Origin of the sequence: Paenibacillus sp. FSL E2-8871, from assembly GCF_038000345.1 — a bacterium.
Taxonomy (GTDB): domain Bacteria; phylum Bacillota; class Bacilli; order Paenibacillales; family Paenibacillaceae; genus Paenibacillus_AQ.
In genome coordinates this window covers 5,302,803-5,317,792 of record NZ_JBBOBV010000001.1, presented here as the reverse complement: position 1 = coordinate 5,317,792, position 14,990 = coordinate 5,302,803, and the positions used below count along the sequence as shown (strand labels likewise).

Annotated in this window: 14 protein-coding genes; 3 read left to right on the top strand and 11 right to left on the bottom strand. The window is 47.1% G+C overall.

The features are described 5' to 3' along the window. Positions 1 to 48 precede the first annotated feature (48 nt). The 8 genes from def to NYE25_RS24035 all read right to left on the bottom strand — a co-directional run bounded on the left by def (position 49) and on the right by NYE25_RS24035 (position 7,033). Entirely contained in the window at positions 49 to 600 is a 552-nt protein-coding gene (gene def / locus NYE25_RS24070) for a peptide deformylase (protein WP_076285953.1), read from the bottom strand. Between the two features lie 100 nt (positions 601 to 700). Further along, on the bottom strand, positions 701 to 1,993 hold the full coding sequence (locus NYE25_RS24065) for a stalk domain-containing protein (protein WP_341147001.1): 1,293 nt from the start codon (positions 1,991 to 1,993) through the stop codon (positions 701 to 703). Between the two features lie 127 nt (positions 1,994 to 2,120). Then, positions 2,121 to 2,381, bottom strand: a complete 261-nt coding sequence (locus NYE25_RS24060) for a hypothetical protein (protein WP_076285870.1) — start codon at positions 2,379 to 2,381, stop codon at positions 2,121 to 2,123. A gap of 15 nt (positions 2,382 to 2,396) precedes the next feature. Continuing rightward, positions 2,397 to 3,281 (bottom strand): inositol monophosphatase family protein, encoded by an 885-nt coding sequence (locus NYE25_RS24055; protein ID WP_341147000.1) that lies wholly within the window; start codon positions 3,279 to 3,281, stop codon positions 2,397 to 2,399. A gap of 237 nt (positions 3,282 to 3,518) precedes the next feature. Beyond that, positions 3,519 to 4,526: a UV DNA damage repair endonuclease UvsE gene (gene uvsE / locus NYE25_RS24050; RefSeq protein ID WP_076285872.1), complete on the bottom strand. Its 1,008-nt coding sequence runs from the start codon at positions 4,524 to 4,526 to the stop codon at positions 3,519 to 3,521. Beyond that, a complete protein-coding gene (locus tag NYE25_RS24045; protein ID WP_042123954.1) occupies positions 4,523 to 4,840 on the bottom strand; it encodes a hypothetical protein in 318 nt (105 codons plus the stop codon). Before NYE25_RS24045 ends, uvsE begins: the two co-directional genes overlap by 4 nt. 47 nt (positions 4,841 to 4,887) lie before the next feature. Next, positions 4,888 to 5,979, bottom strand: coding sequence for a D-alanine--D-alanine ligase (locus tag NYE25_RS24040; RefSeq protein WP_076285873.1), 1,092 nt, complete (start codon positions 5,977 to 5,979; stop codon positions 4,888 to 4,890). A 22-nt stretch (positions 5,980 to 6,001) separates the two neighbouring features. Continuing rightward, on the bottom strand, positions 6,002 to 7,033 hold the full coding sequence (locus tag NYE25_RS24035; protein WP_445667148.1) for an amidase domain-containing protein: 1,032 nt from the start codon (positions 7,031 to 7,033) through the stop codon (positions 6,002 to 6,004). A 270-nt stretch (positions 7,034 to 7,303) separates the two neighbouring features. Here NYE25_RS24035 and acnA point away from each other — a divergent pair, with 270 nt between their 5' ends. Beyond that, positions 7,304 to 10,045, top strand: a complete 2,742-nt coding sequence (acnA, locus tag NYE25_RS24030) for an aconitate hydratase AcnA (protein ID WP_076285875.1) — start codon at positions 7,304 to 7,306, stop codon at positions 10,043 to 10,045. 452 nt (positions 10,046 to 10,497) lie between these two features. Here acnA and NYE25_RS24025 read toward each other — a convergent pair whose 3' ends face one another. Then, a complete protein-coding gene (locus tag NYE25_RS24025) occupies positions 10,498 to 11,241 on the bottom strand; it encodes an IclR family transcriptional regulator (RefSeq protein WP_076285876.1) in 744 nt (247 codons plus the stop codon). A gap of 271 nt (positions 11,242 to 11,512) precedes the next feature. On the opposite strand from NYE25_RS24025, the gene NYE25_RS24020 reads away from it, so the two are divergent. Next, complete coding sequence (locus NYE25_RS24020) at positions 11,513 to 12,553, top strand: alpha/beta hydrolase (RefSeq protein WP_341146999.1); 1,041 nt, start codon at positions 11,513 to 11,515, stop codon at positions 12,551 to 12,553. 188 nt (positions 12,554 to 12,741) lie between these two features. Next, on the top strand, positions 12,742 to 13,920 hold the full coding sequence (locus tag NYE25_RS24015; RefSeq protein ID WP_341146998.1) for a Fe-Mn family superoxide dismutase: 1,179 nt from the start codon (positions 12,742 to 12,744) through the stop codon (positions 13,918 to 13,920). 121 nt (positions 13,921 to 14,041) lie between these two features. Here the strand turns inward: NYE25_RS24015 and folE are convergent, their stop codons facing one another. After that, the gene (folE, locus tag NYE25_RS24010; protein WP_076285879.1) at positions 14,042 to 14,635 is read right to left on the bottom strand and encodes a GTP cyclohydrolase I FolE; all 594 of its coding nucleotides are present in this window, start codon (positions 14,633 to 14,635) and stop codon (positions 14,042 to 14,044) included. A 45-nt stretch (positions 14,636 to 14,680) separates the two neighbouring features. After that, positions 14,681 to 14,932, bottom strand: a complete 252-nt coding sequence (locus NYE25_RS24005) for a YneF family protein (protein ID WP_042123938.1) — start codon at positions 14,930 to 14,932, stop codon at positions 14,681 to 14,683. Between the last annotated feature and the right edge of the window lie 58 nt (positions 14,933 to 14,990).

Below are 14,990 nucleotides of genomic sequence, written 5' to 3'. Positions count from 1 at the left end.
CAGCTTTATGCTGCAAGACCACACGCTTTATGATTCAGAGATTTTCTTTTACTCGTACAAGTTACGGATTTCCACTCCCTGAGGAAGCTTGAATGGATTTTCCTTGTTGATTCGGTCGTAGAACATGATGCCATCGAGATGATCGATCTCATGCTGGATGATGATGGCTTGGTAGCCCTTAAATTTAAGGACCACTTCCTTCCCCTCAAGATCATATCCCTTTACCTTCACAGATTCATAACGAGGTACAAAACCATGCACCGGCCGATCAACGGACAGACACCCCTCGCTCTCCGGTAAGTACACCATGGTTAGTGAGTGACTGATGATCTTAGGATTAACCCAAGCATGCTCTACAATCCTCCCTCTCTCGTCCGTAGAATACATCACGAACATACGCTTCAACAGTCCGATTTGATTCGCCGACAGACCTACGCCAGAGCGTAAATTGTATTCTTCGGAAATCTCCGGGTCCTGGCTGTTCTTCAGAAACTGAAGCATACATTGCAGAGTCTCACGATCCTCCTTATGTAGAGGAAGCTCCACTGGTTGAGCTACGGTACGAAGTACGGGATGACCTTCCCGTACAATATCATCCATAGTGATGATATATTCAGCACTAAATTTTGAACTAGACAATATTCCATCCACCTTTGCCTTACGGGCTTAATTTAAAGTACCTATGATATAGTATACAGATTTATGGATTTATGAAAGCCGTTCGCAGTTTGCTACTATAATTAACATCAAATCCAAGTCCGGTCGCCAATGCGGCAAGGGGAAGATAAGTTTTATCTTCTTTGCCTACCTTTTGCAGAAAAGCAGGGGTATCAATGGCTACATTCTGTCCATTCACCTTAATAAATTTGCTACCGATCGTGATTACAACAGCCCGTCCACCGTATTCAATAGTCGCACTGGAGGTCTTATTATCCCACTTTCCGTTAGCGCCTACGGCATTTAGAATATCTTTAAGCGCCAAGAAGTTCTGACCATTCTTAAGGATGGGCTTATTCGGCGTATTTAACTCTACACCCTTTACAACAATCGACATCGCTACAGTATCCGTAGCCATCGCCGCTACAGTGGGAATGCGGTAGTCCCCCCATTGTAATTCAGCAAATACTTTTGCAATGGTCTCGTATCCGAGCTGCGTAGGGTGAAAATCCGCTTGTCCTGCCCCGATAATATGCGTGAGTGATCCCTCTGAGCCGGCAAACTTTGCCGCTACATGAGCTACTACTACCTTTGCTCCCTCTTGATTCATACTTGCAGCCACACGATCTGCCGAATCCGTAAATTTCGCTGCTGCGGTCATCAATTTAGTGTACATCGCACCAAGAGCGATCTTAGGAGCAGGCTGGTATTGGTCAGCCAATATAATTGTTGCTTGAGGATTTATCGCACGAATATTCTCAAGACTCGCCTTCACATTCGTATTGTAATCCGCTAGCTTCTGCTCCAGCTGAGATTCAAAATCTGTATCTGTCAGCTCCTTCACCTGTAAGAAAAGACGGCTTACATCATTCCCGCCAATTGTAATCGTAATCAGATCGGCTTCCTTCAGTTCTGATGCGATCTGCGGGGTTAACTTTACGAATTGGTCAATCCGCGGATCTGGAAGACCTGACTGAATACCTTCAGCGGTAATCGCTGAGCCGTCCTTGATGGCTCCAGTGTAATTACGTAATCCAGCAGTGGTCAATCCAAGAATACCATAATTGGTAAGCTCGCTCCGGCCATGATACCACCCCTGCTCCAGTAGTCGCTCCGCATAACCGTAAGGCTTGGTATTCACATCCGTCATTCCCGGCTCGTATCCGGCAGTAATCGAATCGCCAAGAGCTACGATGCGAAAGACATCCTGACTTGCATCTTGTGTTATAGACGTGTCAGCTGCATTTGCCGATCCGGCACCTACGCCAATCAGCACAGATAACAAAAGCATACTGCTTGTGCTAGCTGCTAAAATTCTTCTCCACTTGCTTAGCATCGTATCCCTCCCAAAATGTTCTAATTCTCATTCTACCATCCCTGATAGCAACGCAAAAGAGCGGCCTCCCATATTCGGGAAACCACTCTGAACATCACAATTATTATCACAGCTAGAAACGAATGTCTTATTCTTTATTTGAATCCTCTTGTGAATTCAAATGTTTCCCGGCACGTTCCAGATATTTATCATAACGATCGTCTAGTTCATGTCCAATCTTACGATACCGCAGCGTCTCCTCCACAATAGGATCCATTGTGGTCTGGATACGAATTTCATACTTCGGAGAGATCTCACGGATTTCTTTAGCTATACGGTCACCCTGTTCCATCTCACCATCAACCAACATTTCGCTTAGCTTGCGTTCCAGATCATCCTTCTCGCTCATGATGCATCGTCCTCCCTAAAGCTTATATCCTGTTGCTTCAGCATTCTTCAGTGACGAAACCAAATATTCGTGAATATGACCATTACTTGCTACTATATGACGAGTGCCAATATCGTATGGACGCCCAAGCGTATCCGTAATTCTGCCCCCTGATTCAAGCACTAGCAGTACTCCTGCTGCACAATCCCAAGGGCTTAAGCCTACTTCCCAGTATCCATCTACCCGACCTGCTGCCACATAAGCCAAATGTAGAGCAGCCGAGCCTCCTGCACGAATTCCACGAATCTGCGGAAGAACGCTCTGCAGTCCTGCCATATTCACAGGTTGCGCAAATTCACGGTCCGGTGGAAAGCCCATGGCGATCAAGCTGTCTCCAAAAACGTCCTCCGTAGAGACTGCGGTAGGAACACCATGCATGTAGGCTCCCTTACCTTTTTCAGCAACGAACATTTCATCACGAATCGAATCATAAATTACACCCACTGTTAATTCTCCACGAATCACTAAAGCAATGGAGACACAGTAAAAAGGAAATCCGTGTACAAAATTAGTCGTACCATCTACAGGATCTACAATCCACAGATATTCATGCTCACGAGCTTCTTCCAATGCAGCGGTTGCTGCTGCTGCTCCCGGGGAAACGCCTTCCTCACCGAGGATCGCATGATCTGGATAATGTGTCAGGATCAACCTGCGGATCATCTGTTCAACGCCTTTATCTACTTCCGTGACCAGATCCTGTGCCGATGTCTTTGTATTAAGTTCCTTCACCAGGCCCTGTCTGCTTTTTATCCATTCTCCTGCTTTGGCAGCAGCATTAATGGCTACCGCCGTATGTCCCTTGCTTGTTACTACATAGGGTTCACGTTCTTTCTTACCCTCTGGTTTTAAAGGACTCATATCTTCACTCCGCTTCCTTGAACATAATCGCCATTGGCATGAAATTTAAAGCAATCCTATTCACAATACCGTTCAATACGCCAAAACGTTCTCAAAGTTCCGCCATAAGGGATACCCATTTCTATGATCCCTTGAATGTTAATCGTAATAGAGTTTCATTCAACGTACCCTATTTCAAGTTACATATCAAGTCATGATAGGGCCCGTATTCGGGACCTATCGCCTTATTTTCATTGTTTAAGGTTCGATATACACACTTGCCCCATTTAATACAGAAATTCCGTTACCGGCATCAGCCAGCTCCTTCATTGCTTCCATCAATCCAAATAACGCACCATCTTTTAGTTTTGCCTCAATCATAACATCAATAGCAGGGGTATCTGCAGCTATCCGCTTTAAAAAAGCTACTAATGGCGCAGGCTCCACACCATCTGCATGGCTGCGTGGATCAGACGGACTGCGCGGACTAGATACATGAATCTTAGGCGGGAAAAGCTCTCCAGACGGAACATCCTTCTGTGCAAGCTCGCTTCGCCATGTCTGCTGAATATCAGGCCACAGCTCCCAAGGGAGCTCTCCTTCATTATTCACCCATTGATGGTGAATATCCAGCACCATCGGCAGGCCTACGTTCTGGCAGACTGCCAGTGTCTCCGGGGCTGTGAAGGTCTTATCATCATTCTCCAGCGTAATACGTGCCTGCAGCGCTGCTGGTAGCTCGCGGAAATGCTTCTCAAACCGCTTGGCTGCCACCGGCTTGTCCCCATAGGCTCCGCCAATATGAATATTGTTCTTCGCCATGGCAGGAAGTCCCATGGCATTCAGCATGTCCGTGTGGTGCTGCAAATCCCGGATGGAACTTACTAGCACCTCAGGACGGGGTGTACTAAGCACTGTAAAGTGATCTGGATGAAAAGACACCCGCATCCCATGCTTTTTCACATATTGCCCCACTTCCGCGAATTCCTCAGCGAGCGCAGCAAACGGATTCCAATCCTGTAAATCAGGATGCGTCGCCAAAGGAATCAACTTGGAAGTGAGACGGTACACGAAGATGTCCGAACCCACATTATGCTTCATTAGTCGCAGCGTATTGTGCAGATTCATCCGAGCGAGGTTCTCCAAACGCCGAAGTGCCGCTTCACGGTCATCCAGCTTCTTGAAGGAGGCCATCGTCATAGTCTTGGATGGTGAGCAGTCTTTGATAACGGTGGACATCGCTACATATCCAAAACGGACAATCATCCCTGCGCTCCAAAAAACATTTCATCTGCTAGTGCAGTTTGCACTTTTGATTCTTCTTCATTCAATTTACGCACGAGTTCCATTTCGACCGCTGTAACCTCATGCCCCTGAAAATTAATTTCTGCGATCGAGGCTGAGATTTTGACGATCGCTACAGCTACATTCTCAGGTGTGTAGGCAATCACCTTCTGACCCGTCGGATACACGCGAAAGCCCTGCTTCACCATTTTGGTACGCCCATACTCCAGCAGCTCGTACAGCTCTTGTTCATTCTTGAACTTACAGACGGAATTGAATTCAGTTTGAAAACCCATATTTCGTCGCCCCTTTCCAGTCGGGATGAACCCGCTAGTAGCTTCAATTACTCATTGTCATACTTAAGACCTTGTTTGAAATTATAGCGCTCTAAGGCTAACTCAATCATACGGTCTAGCAGAGCTCTATAGGATACACCTGTCTCACGCCACAATAGCGGATACATGCTGTACGGAGTGAAGCCAGGCATCGTATTCACTTCGTTAATTAGAATTTTACCATCCGATCTCCGCAGGAAGAAGTCCGCCCGGGTAATCCCGCTACCCTCAATCGCTCTAAAAGCGGTTATCGCGGACTCCCGCAGACGATCAGCAACTTCAGAATCTACTGGCGCAGGAATCATCATTTGCGATTTGCCGTCCGTATATTTAGCTGCGTAGTCATAATATTCTCCAGAAGAAACGATTTCACCCGGAACAGAGGCCTCTGGCTCATCATTTCCGAGCACACCGACCTCTACCTCACGAGCATCCACGAATTCCTCAATAATGACTTTGGTGTCATAACGGAAGGCGAAATCTATAGCTTTTACAAGACTTTCCTTATCAGAAGCCTTAGAAATACCTACACTTGAGCCCAGATTAGCAGGCTTTACGAATACTGGATATCCCAGTTTATCCTCTACACCCACAATCAACTCATGGCTTTTTCTTTTCCAAGCGCTGATGTTAAAATAACAATATTCACACTGATCCAGACCTGCATCAGCGAATAGCTTCTTCATAACAACCTTATCCATCCCTGCCGAAGAGGCAAGAACACCAGCCCCAATGTAAGGAATATTCGCCATTTCGAACAACCCTTGAATTGTTCCGTCCTCGCCATACGTGCCGTGCAGCAGTGGGAACATAACGTCCACCGCTTTATCCGCACCGGATAGTCCACTAAATACTACATTCAGGGCTGTGCCCATATCTTCCGTTGCATCTGAAAGCTTGAGCTGCTCTACCTCACTATAAGGTGCCGATAACGTCTCTCCGACTTTCCACAAGCCCTGTTTTGAAATATAAAAAGGGATAATCTCATATTTATCGTAATCAAATGAGTTCATCACGGCAAAAGCCGTCTGTAGCGATACCTCATGTTCTCCGGATTTGCCCCCGTACACCAGCCCTACGGTTAGTTTTGCGTTCCCCATACCTTTACAACCTCTTTCTGTCTTATAAATAGTCGTTAATATGAAAAAAACGGTATTTCGTTTGTTCCGTCCATGCGTAGGAATCACGATAGTCCCAGAAGCGATGACGACTGCTAACTGTACGTGCATTCACAAGCGGCATGCCACCAGCATCAAAGGCTGTGACGATCGTGCTGTGCTGATATTGCCCGTTACCATCCCAGTCATATTGAATGATATCGCCCAGCATCAATTGCTCCGGCCGCTCCATGACTTCCGCACGCAAGCCACTGCTCCGGCTAACGCTCAAATAGCGCTGCAGACTGTCTGATACAGCCCAGCTATAACTCCACCATTCTTGTTTTCCTTGGTAGCCTTTGTACCACCAACCCGTTTCTCTTTTACCAGTATAGTTGATAGGCGCGCCCCCTGCAAAGAGGCATTGGGAGACATAATTCGTACAATCTACCTCAAATGTTTCGAACTCCGGATTCCCGTCTTTCCACCAACGATCGGCATAAGCCACCGCTTCTTCACGGTTGTAGCGAACCTCTCTTGAGCCCGAGATCTCACCAAGAATATTCCGGTTTAGAAGGGGCTGTGATGGCAGCGGAGCAGGCAAAGCTTCCCCCCATTTGGACAACCTGCCTGATAACTCCGCCTCAGCTCTATGAACTGTATTCCTTTCGGGAATGGTTCGTTCAATAGCAGCGATTTCCCAACCCCCTCCATCCCGCACAAAGGTCAACCGCTCCAGCTCAACCCTATCCTCGCGGTGGTTAACGCCTCCTTTTTCATAATAGAGTGCACTATGCAGCGTAACCTCTGCTACCACCTCAGTCGGAGTCTGCCGGACGGTCCGTAAAGTCTTTACACCTGTTTCCCCACGCAGCGGAGTGATCCCACGAGCGGTATACCATTCAGCGATACGGCGTGAACGTTCCCCTTGCTCCACCAGAAAACGTGGATCTTTAACGGATACGGAAACTGTTTGCGATGAGGACTTAGGTTCCACCCTGGCCTTATTCACTTGATCTACATATACATATAGACTCTGCTTCCACTGCTGTTCCATTATACTCGCACCCCTTCATTCCCTTTTAACTACTGCTCTATGTATATGAAAGGAAACAGGCCGCTATACAGATCGCTTCAATTTACATGGTAGGGCATATGCTTTGCTTATAGCTTACGTTTTAGAGGTAACTCTAAATGGTTTCAGAGATGCGATATTCGGGCTTTATATATAGGAAAAAAAACTTTACTCCCCTCTTTGTAACCGTTATAATTAAATAACATGCAATGTGAAATTGAGTTTCAATAGATGAAACAAGGAGGCGCACATATGCCAAGCAAGGATCATTTCTCGTTGGCCCGCACCCTGGAATCAGGTGGCAAATCTTATCGCTATTATGATCTTAACTCCCTTGAGGAACAAGGATTGGGCTCTATCTCTTCCCTTCCTTTCTCGATCAAAGTATTACTTGAGGCGGCTGTTCGTCAATTTGACGGACGGGCGATTACAGAAGAACATGTGAAACAATTGGCTGATTGGTCAGGCGACATTGATCGCAATAAAGAAATTCCGTTTATCCCTGCTCGTATCGTACTTCAGGACTTTACCGGTGTTCCGGTAGTCGTAGATCTGGCAGCTATGCGTGACACCGTAAAGAAAGCCGGCGGAGATCCTAAACAGATCAACCCGCTCGTTCCCGTTGACCTTGTAATTGACCACTCTGTTATGGTTGATGCTTTCGGTACGGCAGACGCTTTGGAATACAATATGAACGTGGAGTTTGAGCGCAACGAGGAACGCTACCGTTTCCTTCGCTGGGCACAGACCGCTTTCAATAATTTCCGCGCAGTTCCTCCAGCTACCGGTATCGTGCATCAGGTGAATTTGGAGTATTTGGCTTCCGTAGCCACCACTAAAACTATCGATGGTGAAACTGTCGTTTATCCAGATTCCCTTGTTGGAACGGACTCCCACACTACGATGATCAATGGACTTGGTGTTGTGGGCTGGGGTGTAGGCGGTATTGAAGCTGAAGCAGGTATGCTCGGACAACCGCTCTATTTTGTTACACCAGATGTAGTGGGCTTCAAGCTTACAGGTAGTCTTATCGAAGGGGCTACAGCAACAGACTTGGCACTGACAGTGACTGAAATGTTGCGTAAAAAGGGCGTAGTCGGCAAATTCGTCGAATTCTACGGTCCTGGTCTTGCTAACATCAGTCTCGCTGACCGGGCAACGGTTGCTAACATGGCGCCAGAATACGGAGCAACGATCGGTTTCTTCCCTGTAGATGAAGAGACACTTGCTTATCTTCGCAGCACAGGTCGTCCAGATGATCTGGTAGAGCTCGTTGAATCTTATTACAAAGCACAAGGCATGTTCCGCACTTCGAATACGCCAGATCCTGAGTTCAGCGATGTAATTGAACTTGACCTAGCTTCTGTCGTTCCAAGCTTGGCTGGACCAAAACGTCCGCAAGACCGGATCGAACTTACGCATATGAAAGAAAATTTCGAAGGTATTATCCGTACACCTGTAGACAAAGGCGGTTACGGTCTCAGCGATGAGAAAATCGCCCAAGTTGTAGAAATAGAACATAAAAATGGCACCAAAAGCAAGCTGAGCACAGGCGCGGTCGTGATCGCAGCGATTACAAGCTGTACGAATACTTCCAACCCTAGCGTTATGCTTGGTGCAGGTCTTTTGGCGAAAAAAGCTGTGGAACGTGGTCTGACCAAACCAGCATACGTTAAGAGCAGCTTGACTCCAGGATCATTGGTAGTTACTGAATATTTGGAAAAAGCAGACCTGCTGAAGCCACTTGAAGCACTGGGCTTCTACTTGGCGGGATATGGCTGTGCTACTTGTATCGGTAACTCCGGTCCATTGCCTGAAGAGGTTAGCCAAGCCATCACTGATAACGATATGACCGTAGCTGCTGTAATCTCCGGTAACCGTAACTTTGAAGGCCGCGTACATGCTCAGGTCAAAGCCAACTACTTGGCTTCACCGCCGCTCGTAGTTGCTTACGCACTGGCTGGCACTGTAAATATCGATTTGCAGACTGAACCGCTTGGATTTGATCCACAAGGTGAGCCAGTATTCCTGAAGGATATTTGGCCAACTACTGCTGAAATTCGTGAAGCAATCGGTCTCTCCCTTAGTCCGGAGATGTTCCGTCGTAAATACGAGAATGTATTCACTGCTAATGAACGTTGGAATTCTATCCCTGTTCCACAAGGCGAGCTGTATGAGTGGGATGATAATTCCACGTATATCCAGAATCCGCCATTCTTCGAGCATCTGGCAGACGGTCTGGGAGACATCAAGGATATCAAGGATGCACGCGTTCTGGCGTTGCTTGCTGATTCCGTAACCACCGACCATATCTCACCTGCAGGTAATATCTCTACCTCTGGTCCTGCCGGCGAATATTTACGCGATCATGGTGTAGAACGTGCAGACTTCAACTCCTACGGCTCACGCCGCGGAAATCATGAAGTCATGATGCGTGGTACATTCGCTAATATTCGGATTCGTAACGCAGTAGCTCCAGGTACAGAAGGCGGAGTTACAACCTTCCTACCAAGCGATGAAGTCATGTCCATCTATGACGCTTCCATGCTGTATCAGGACGCTGGACAGAATCTCATCGTTATCGCCGGTAAAGAATACGGTACAGGAAGCTCACGTGACTGGGCTGCCAAGGGCACGCTTCTGTTGGGTGTTAAGGCTGTTATCGCTGAGAGCTTTGAGCGGATTCACCGCAGCAATCTGGTTGGTATGGGTGTGCTTCCACTGCAATTCCAGGAAGGCCACGGCTGGAGCAGCTTGGGACTGACCGGACGCGAGACCTTCAACATTACCGGTCTCGATAACGAGGTGACGCCAAGCCAAGATCTAACTGTTACCGCTACCCGTGAAGACGGTACTCAGTTCGATTTCCCTGTCACAGCACGCCTCGACAGTACGGTTGATATTGATTACTATCGCAATGGTGGTATTCTACAAACTGTACTTCGTCAAATGCTGGCGGATGCCACAGATTCTTCGGCTGTATCTGTAGAATAGATTTAATAAAGAACTGTCTCGCGGCCATGAGTGGCTGTGAGGCAGTTTTTTTTGTGTAGTTATTAGGGGCTTCTATAGATTAGAGGGGTGTTCTTACAGCCATGAATCGAATGGGCTGCTGGGGCATCCCTGTTTCTTGTACCTACCTCCATGCACGTTCCTAACTCTAAGCTACGTTTGATTCGTTGATGCTTGCGTGTTCGAAGCAGTTGTCGAATATAGGGAGTGATTATGATTCTACGCCTATCTTATAGGACTCAGATGACTGGTGATCGAATTAAGCGGCAAGGGATATGGGTACGGATACGTGGTACGGGTTTCTGGCTCTAGCATAAGCTGCACCTTTCAAAAACAAACAGCGATCCTCCAGTAACGGAGAGATCGCTGTTCTGCTTCTTAACGGTCTGTCTCATTCAGCGAAAAGCCCACTTTATGAGACCACCCTGTTCTTCCTATGGAATCATCATGCCCATTTCACTTGCTGCTTCCTTCAAGATGGCGGCATACTCCACTAACGTATCCCTAGACAGGCGGCTGACCGGCCCTGACAGTGATAACGCCGCAATCACATTTCCACTACGGCCTGTGACAGGTACCGCCACAGCGGCCGCACCAGACTCACGTTCTTCGAAACTCGTGGCATACCCCAGCCGGATGATCTCATTAAGCTGATCTTTGTATACACTCTTCTCAACGTAATCCGGCCACTCCGAACTCTCCAGCAGCTCTCTCAACACCTCAGGTGGTGCATACGCTGCTAACACCTTACTCGACGCCCCTACGGATAATGGCAGCCTCGCACCGATCTGTGCGACTCTACGGATCGCCTGCTGGCTCTGTACTGCCTGAATACGTACGCGTTCAATACCATCCCTTAAGTAAAGACTTACCGTCTCACCGAGTCGATCTCTCAGCCGTTCCATAGATGGCAGCAATACCGCTGCCGACTCGTCAAAAGCAGGCAGATGCGTAGACAACTCCCAGATTCGTATACCCAACCTATATTTTTCTGTCGCCGGATTGCGAATAAGAAAGCCCTTTTCCTCTAGTGTTGCCAGCAATCTGTGGACTGTACTCTTATGTAAGTCAATCTTTGATGCGATCTCCGTTAACCCTAAATCACTGTCCTGCGTAAAACAAAGTAATATGTCGAGCGCACGTTCTACCGCGCGTACCGTTAGCTTTCGGTCCTCCACAGTAATCCCCCCTCGTGTTTCATCAAATGAAACGCGGTTACATTATAATTAACTCTATCTTAGTGCAAAACTCTACGGAAAGTCCAGTATATTCACTGAGCCGATAAAGACTGGTCCGCACTTTACAGTTACATTACAAAACGGTCTAATTCATTGACTTTGTAAGTGCTTCAACTTACGATAAACATATTAAATATACTAATGCTTTAGTATCATTTTCGACAAATTATCCTAGGCACTAGTACTCACATCATACTTAGGAGGGGACCTTATGGATCTGACAACCAGCCGAGCCGGCACGTCAGTCTCCCGTCGTCCTAAACTACCTAAACAGGGCAGTTCATCACGACTATCGCTGCGGATGATCCGTGTTAAGCATATTATCGTTGCATTGCTATTATCTATATTTTTCTTTTTAGTATTTTGTTTTGTCTCGCTCCATGGCTACATCGCTTGGGTACTATCCAATCCAACCGTCGCGCCACTGTACTCCAACCCTATGATGGCCAAAAGCCTCGCCTACGAGGATGTAACCTTCCCAGCTAAGGATGGCAGTCGCCTGATGAACGGCTGGTATATTCCAGCCAAGGATGCTACTAAGACTATTGTGTTCAGTCATGGCTATGGTGCCAACCGCGAAGAGTCTTGGGTACCTATGTACGATCTCGCGCACTATGCACACAGTCTGAATTTCAATGTCGTAATGTTTGATTACGGATTTGCTGCCCAAGGTAATAAGGATATTGCAACCGGCGGCAAAAAAGAATCCCAGCAGCTTCTAGGCGCCATTGATTTCGCAAAGGAACGCGGAGCTAAAGAGCTCGTTGTTTGGGGCTTCTCCATGGGTGCTGGCACAGCACTGCAAGCAGGATTAGTATCTGAGGACATCGATGCGATGATTCTGGACAGCACCTTTTTGTTAGAACCAGACACGCTGTATCATAATATCAAGCAGAATATCGATCTGCCGCGCCAGCCTTCCCTGGCGATCATGGAAATGCTGTTCCCGGTACTGAACGGAACGGGACTAGATCAGATTCCTTATGCAAAGGTTAAATCCAAAGATTATCCTTTCCCTATCCTATTCATGCATGGAACCAAAGACGATAAAGCACCTTATCCTATTGCCGAAGAACTAGCAGCAAATCAGAACAATCCGTTCTCTGATTCCTGGATCATCGAGGGTAGTCATCATGAGCTGTTGTTCCGCGAGCATCCCCGTGAGTATTTGCGGCGGGTCTCTGCTTTCTTAGGGAATGTCCATCTGGCCAAAAATAATAATGGCGATCAGCCAGCGATGGCAAGTAATTAACTAAGCGCTAATAACCATACGGACAGCCTCTTCCAGGGACAGAAAGAAATGTATCCTAGAAAGAGGCTGTTTTCATCCCCAGGAAAGAAAGAAGCCAAAGAGGCACTCTAAGTTTATGTTCTTCATAACCTTCCAAGACCGTTCATATAATGGACTGATAAAGACATATCACGGGAGGTTTTCTTGGCATGCTATATGTATACGGGCCGATGCTGCCAGTACGTATCCTGGAAGAAATCGTATTTTGGAAAACACAAGAGAAAGAGCATACCGAAGTCATCAAAGCGATCGTCCCTAAATTAGAGGACCCTTATGTGAAACTCCTCGATGAATGGGCCGTTGTTTTTGGTGCAACTGAGCAGGCGGCACAGCAGCTATTGAATGCTGCCCTTTCCGCTTCTCCTTCGCCACAGGCAGAACTCACTGCGGAAACGGAGAAACTGCTACATATCTCCTGCAATCAATCCCAAGAGTTCGTCCGGCAGCTCTTTGCCATCATGGAGAGTAGCGCAGCGGTCAAAGCCGTCCCCCTTGCAACTACTGTGATTCTGCATATTATTCGCGAATCAGAATACTTCTTAGCCGTACTGCAGACACTCAGCTCGCCCGGAAAGCTATCACAAGTCATGCGCGATTATACAGAGGATTATGTCGTAAACATCGATACAGACGATACCATGCGGAATGATGGATTTTCTACTTTTACTGACACTTTTCCTGATATCCGCGATAAAAACGACGCGGTACCCATTGGCGGCCATACGCTACCTCCCTTGCCTTACGCCTATAATGCACTAGAACCTTATATTGACGAAAAGACGATGAGAATTCATCACGATAAGCACCATCAAAGTTATGTAGATGGATTAAACAAGGCTGAAGTTAAATTAGCAGATTCCCGTAAGAACGGTGACTTCGATCTCGTTAAACATTGGGAGAGAGAATTAGCCTTTAATGGTGCAGGCCACTATCTTCACACGATCTTTTGGAACGTGATGTCTCCGCAAGGTGGGGGCCGCCCAACAGGTGCTTTACTAGAAGCTATAGAACAAAGCTTTGGAAGCTATGAAAGCTTCAAGAAACAGTTCACCGAAGCTGCGAATAAAGTAGAAGGTGGCGGATGGGCCATTCTCGTCTGGAGCCCACGTAGCCATAGACTAGAAATTCTCACTGCGGAAAAACATCAAAATTTATCGCAATGGGACGTTGTTCCGCTCTTGGCCTTGGATGTATGGGAACATGCCTACTATCTGAAACATCAGAATAATCGTGCGGATTATATTAACGATTGGTGGAAGGTCGTCAACTGGCCATATGTGTCAGAGCGTTATGCCGCTGCCAGTAAACTTGCATGGAAGCCTTACTGATCTCTTACCACTTCGTAGAAGACATCACTTCTATTCGCTTATATTGACCCAAAAGGACCCATCGTTCACAAAAAGTGAATGATGGGTCCTTCTAATTTCGAGGCATAGACACCTCTATATACTATTCTTTAATCAAGTTCAGAAACTCCGCACGAGCGGCGGCATCCTCCCGGAAGACCCCTCTAGTAGACATGGTTACCGTCTTACTTCCTGGCTTCTTCACTCCACGTGCGCACATACAAAGATGTTCACCTTCCACAACGACCATAACGCCGTGAGGGCTTAGTACCTCCGTCATAATATCCGCAATTTGCGTCGTAATGCGCTCTTGAACCTGCAAACGCCGACTCACTGCTTCAACTAGGCGAGCTAATTTGCTGAGTCCAGCAATCCGTCCGCTCGGAATGTATCCAATATGCACTTTACCGAAGAATGGAGCCATGTGATGCTCACATTGGCTGTAATAGACGATATCCTTCACGATCACTAGCTCTTCATGAGACTCATCAAAAGTAACACCGAGCGCCTCGCGGGGATCTATCGAATAACCGCCGAATATCTCCTCGTACATCCGCGTAACACGTGCTGGTGTTTCAAGCAGTCCCTCGCGGCCGGTATCTTCACCGATTAATTCTAATATTTTCTCAACGTGATACTCGATTTGCTCACGGTTCTCTGATACTTTACCGTTCACGTATTCATTGATGTTCCCCATGATGTCTCCCCCTTCCGCACCCGTATAATTTCTATCCGGACCCGGTTACTTACTTCTACGTTTATTCCCTTTAGCTGCTCCTGGTCGGGCGCCTGTCTGGTTCTGATTCTTCATCATCTGTTGGGCACGTTGCATTTGTTTCCCATTCAGGTTATAACCCATTTGTTTCGCAACCTTTTGCAGCATTTCAGGATCATTCTGCATAGTTGTCATTTGTCTGCGCAGATAATACACACCGATAAAAAATCCACCGATGAGACCTACGACCAATGTAATAATAGGTAATGCGATATTCATCTAAAGCCCACCTCTACACTCTATTGTCTGCATCGCCATATGGCGCGCGAATCTATCA

Excerpts from the sequence above, each read along its gene's own strand:
- def (WP_076285953.1), bottom strand. The coding sequence starts at position 600 with ATGGATGATATTGTACGGGAAGGTCATCCCGTACTTCGTACCGTAGCT.
- NYE25_RS24065 (WP_341147001.1), bottom strand. The coding sequence starts at position 1,993 with ATGCTAAGCAAGTGGAGAAGAATTTTAGCAGCTAGCACAAGCAGTATG.
- NYE25_RS24060 (WP_076285870.1), bottom strand. The coding sequence starts at position 2,381 with ATGAGCGAGAAGGATGATCTGGAACGCAAGCTAAGCGAAATGTTGGTT.
- NYE25_RS24055 (WP_341147000.1), bottom strand. The coding sequence starts at position 3,281 with ATGAGTCCTTTAAAACCAGAGGGTAAGAAAGAACGTGAACCCTATGTA.
- uvsE (WP_076285872.1), bottom strand. The coding sequence starts at position 4,526 with ATGATTGTCCGTTTTGGATATGTAGCGATGTCCACCGTTATCAAAGAC.
- NYE25_RS24045 (WP_042123954.1), bottom strand. The coding sequence starts at position 4,840 with ATGGGTTTTCAAACTGAATTCAATTCCGTCTGTAAGTTCAAGAATGAA.
- NYE25_RS24040 (WP_076285873.1), bottom strand. The coding sequence starts at position 5,979 with ATGGGGAACGCAAAACTAACCGTAGGGCTGGTGTACGGGGGCAAATCC.
- NYE25_RS24035 (WP_445667148.1), bottom strand. The coding sequence starts at position 7,033 with ATGGAACAGCAGTGGAAGCAGAGTCTATATGTATATGTAGATCAAGTG.
- acnA (WP_076285875.1), top strand. The coding sequence starts at position 7,304 with ATGCCAAGCAAGGATCATTTCTCGTTGGCCCGCACCCTGGAATCAGGT.
- NYE25_RS24020 (WP_341146999.1), top strand. The coding sequence starts at position 11,513 with ATGGATCTGACAACCAGCCGAGCCGGCACGTCAGTCTCCCGTCGTCCT.
- NYE25_RS24015 (WP_341146998.1), top strand. The coding sequence starts at position 12,742 with ATGCTATATGTATACGGGCCGATGCTGCCAGTACGTATCCTGGAAGAA.
- folE (WP_076285879.1), bottom strand. The coding sequence starts at position 14,635 with ATGGGGAACATCAATGAATACGTGAACGGTAAAGTATCAGAGAACCGT.
- NYE25_RS24005 (WP_042123938.1), bottom strand. The coding sequence starts at position 14,932 with ATGAATATCGCATTACCTATTATTACATTGGTCGTAGGTCTCATCGGT.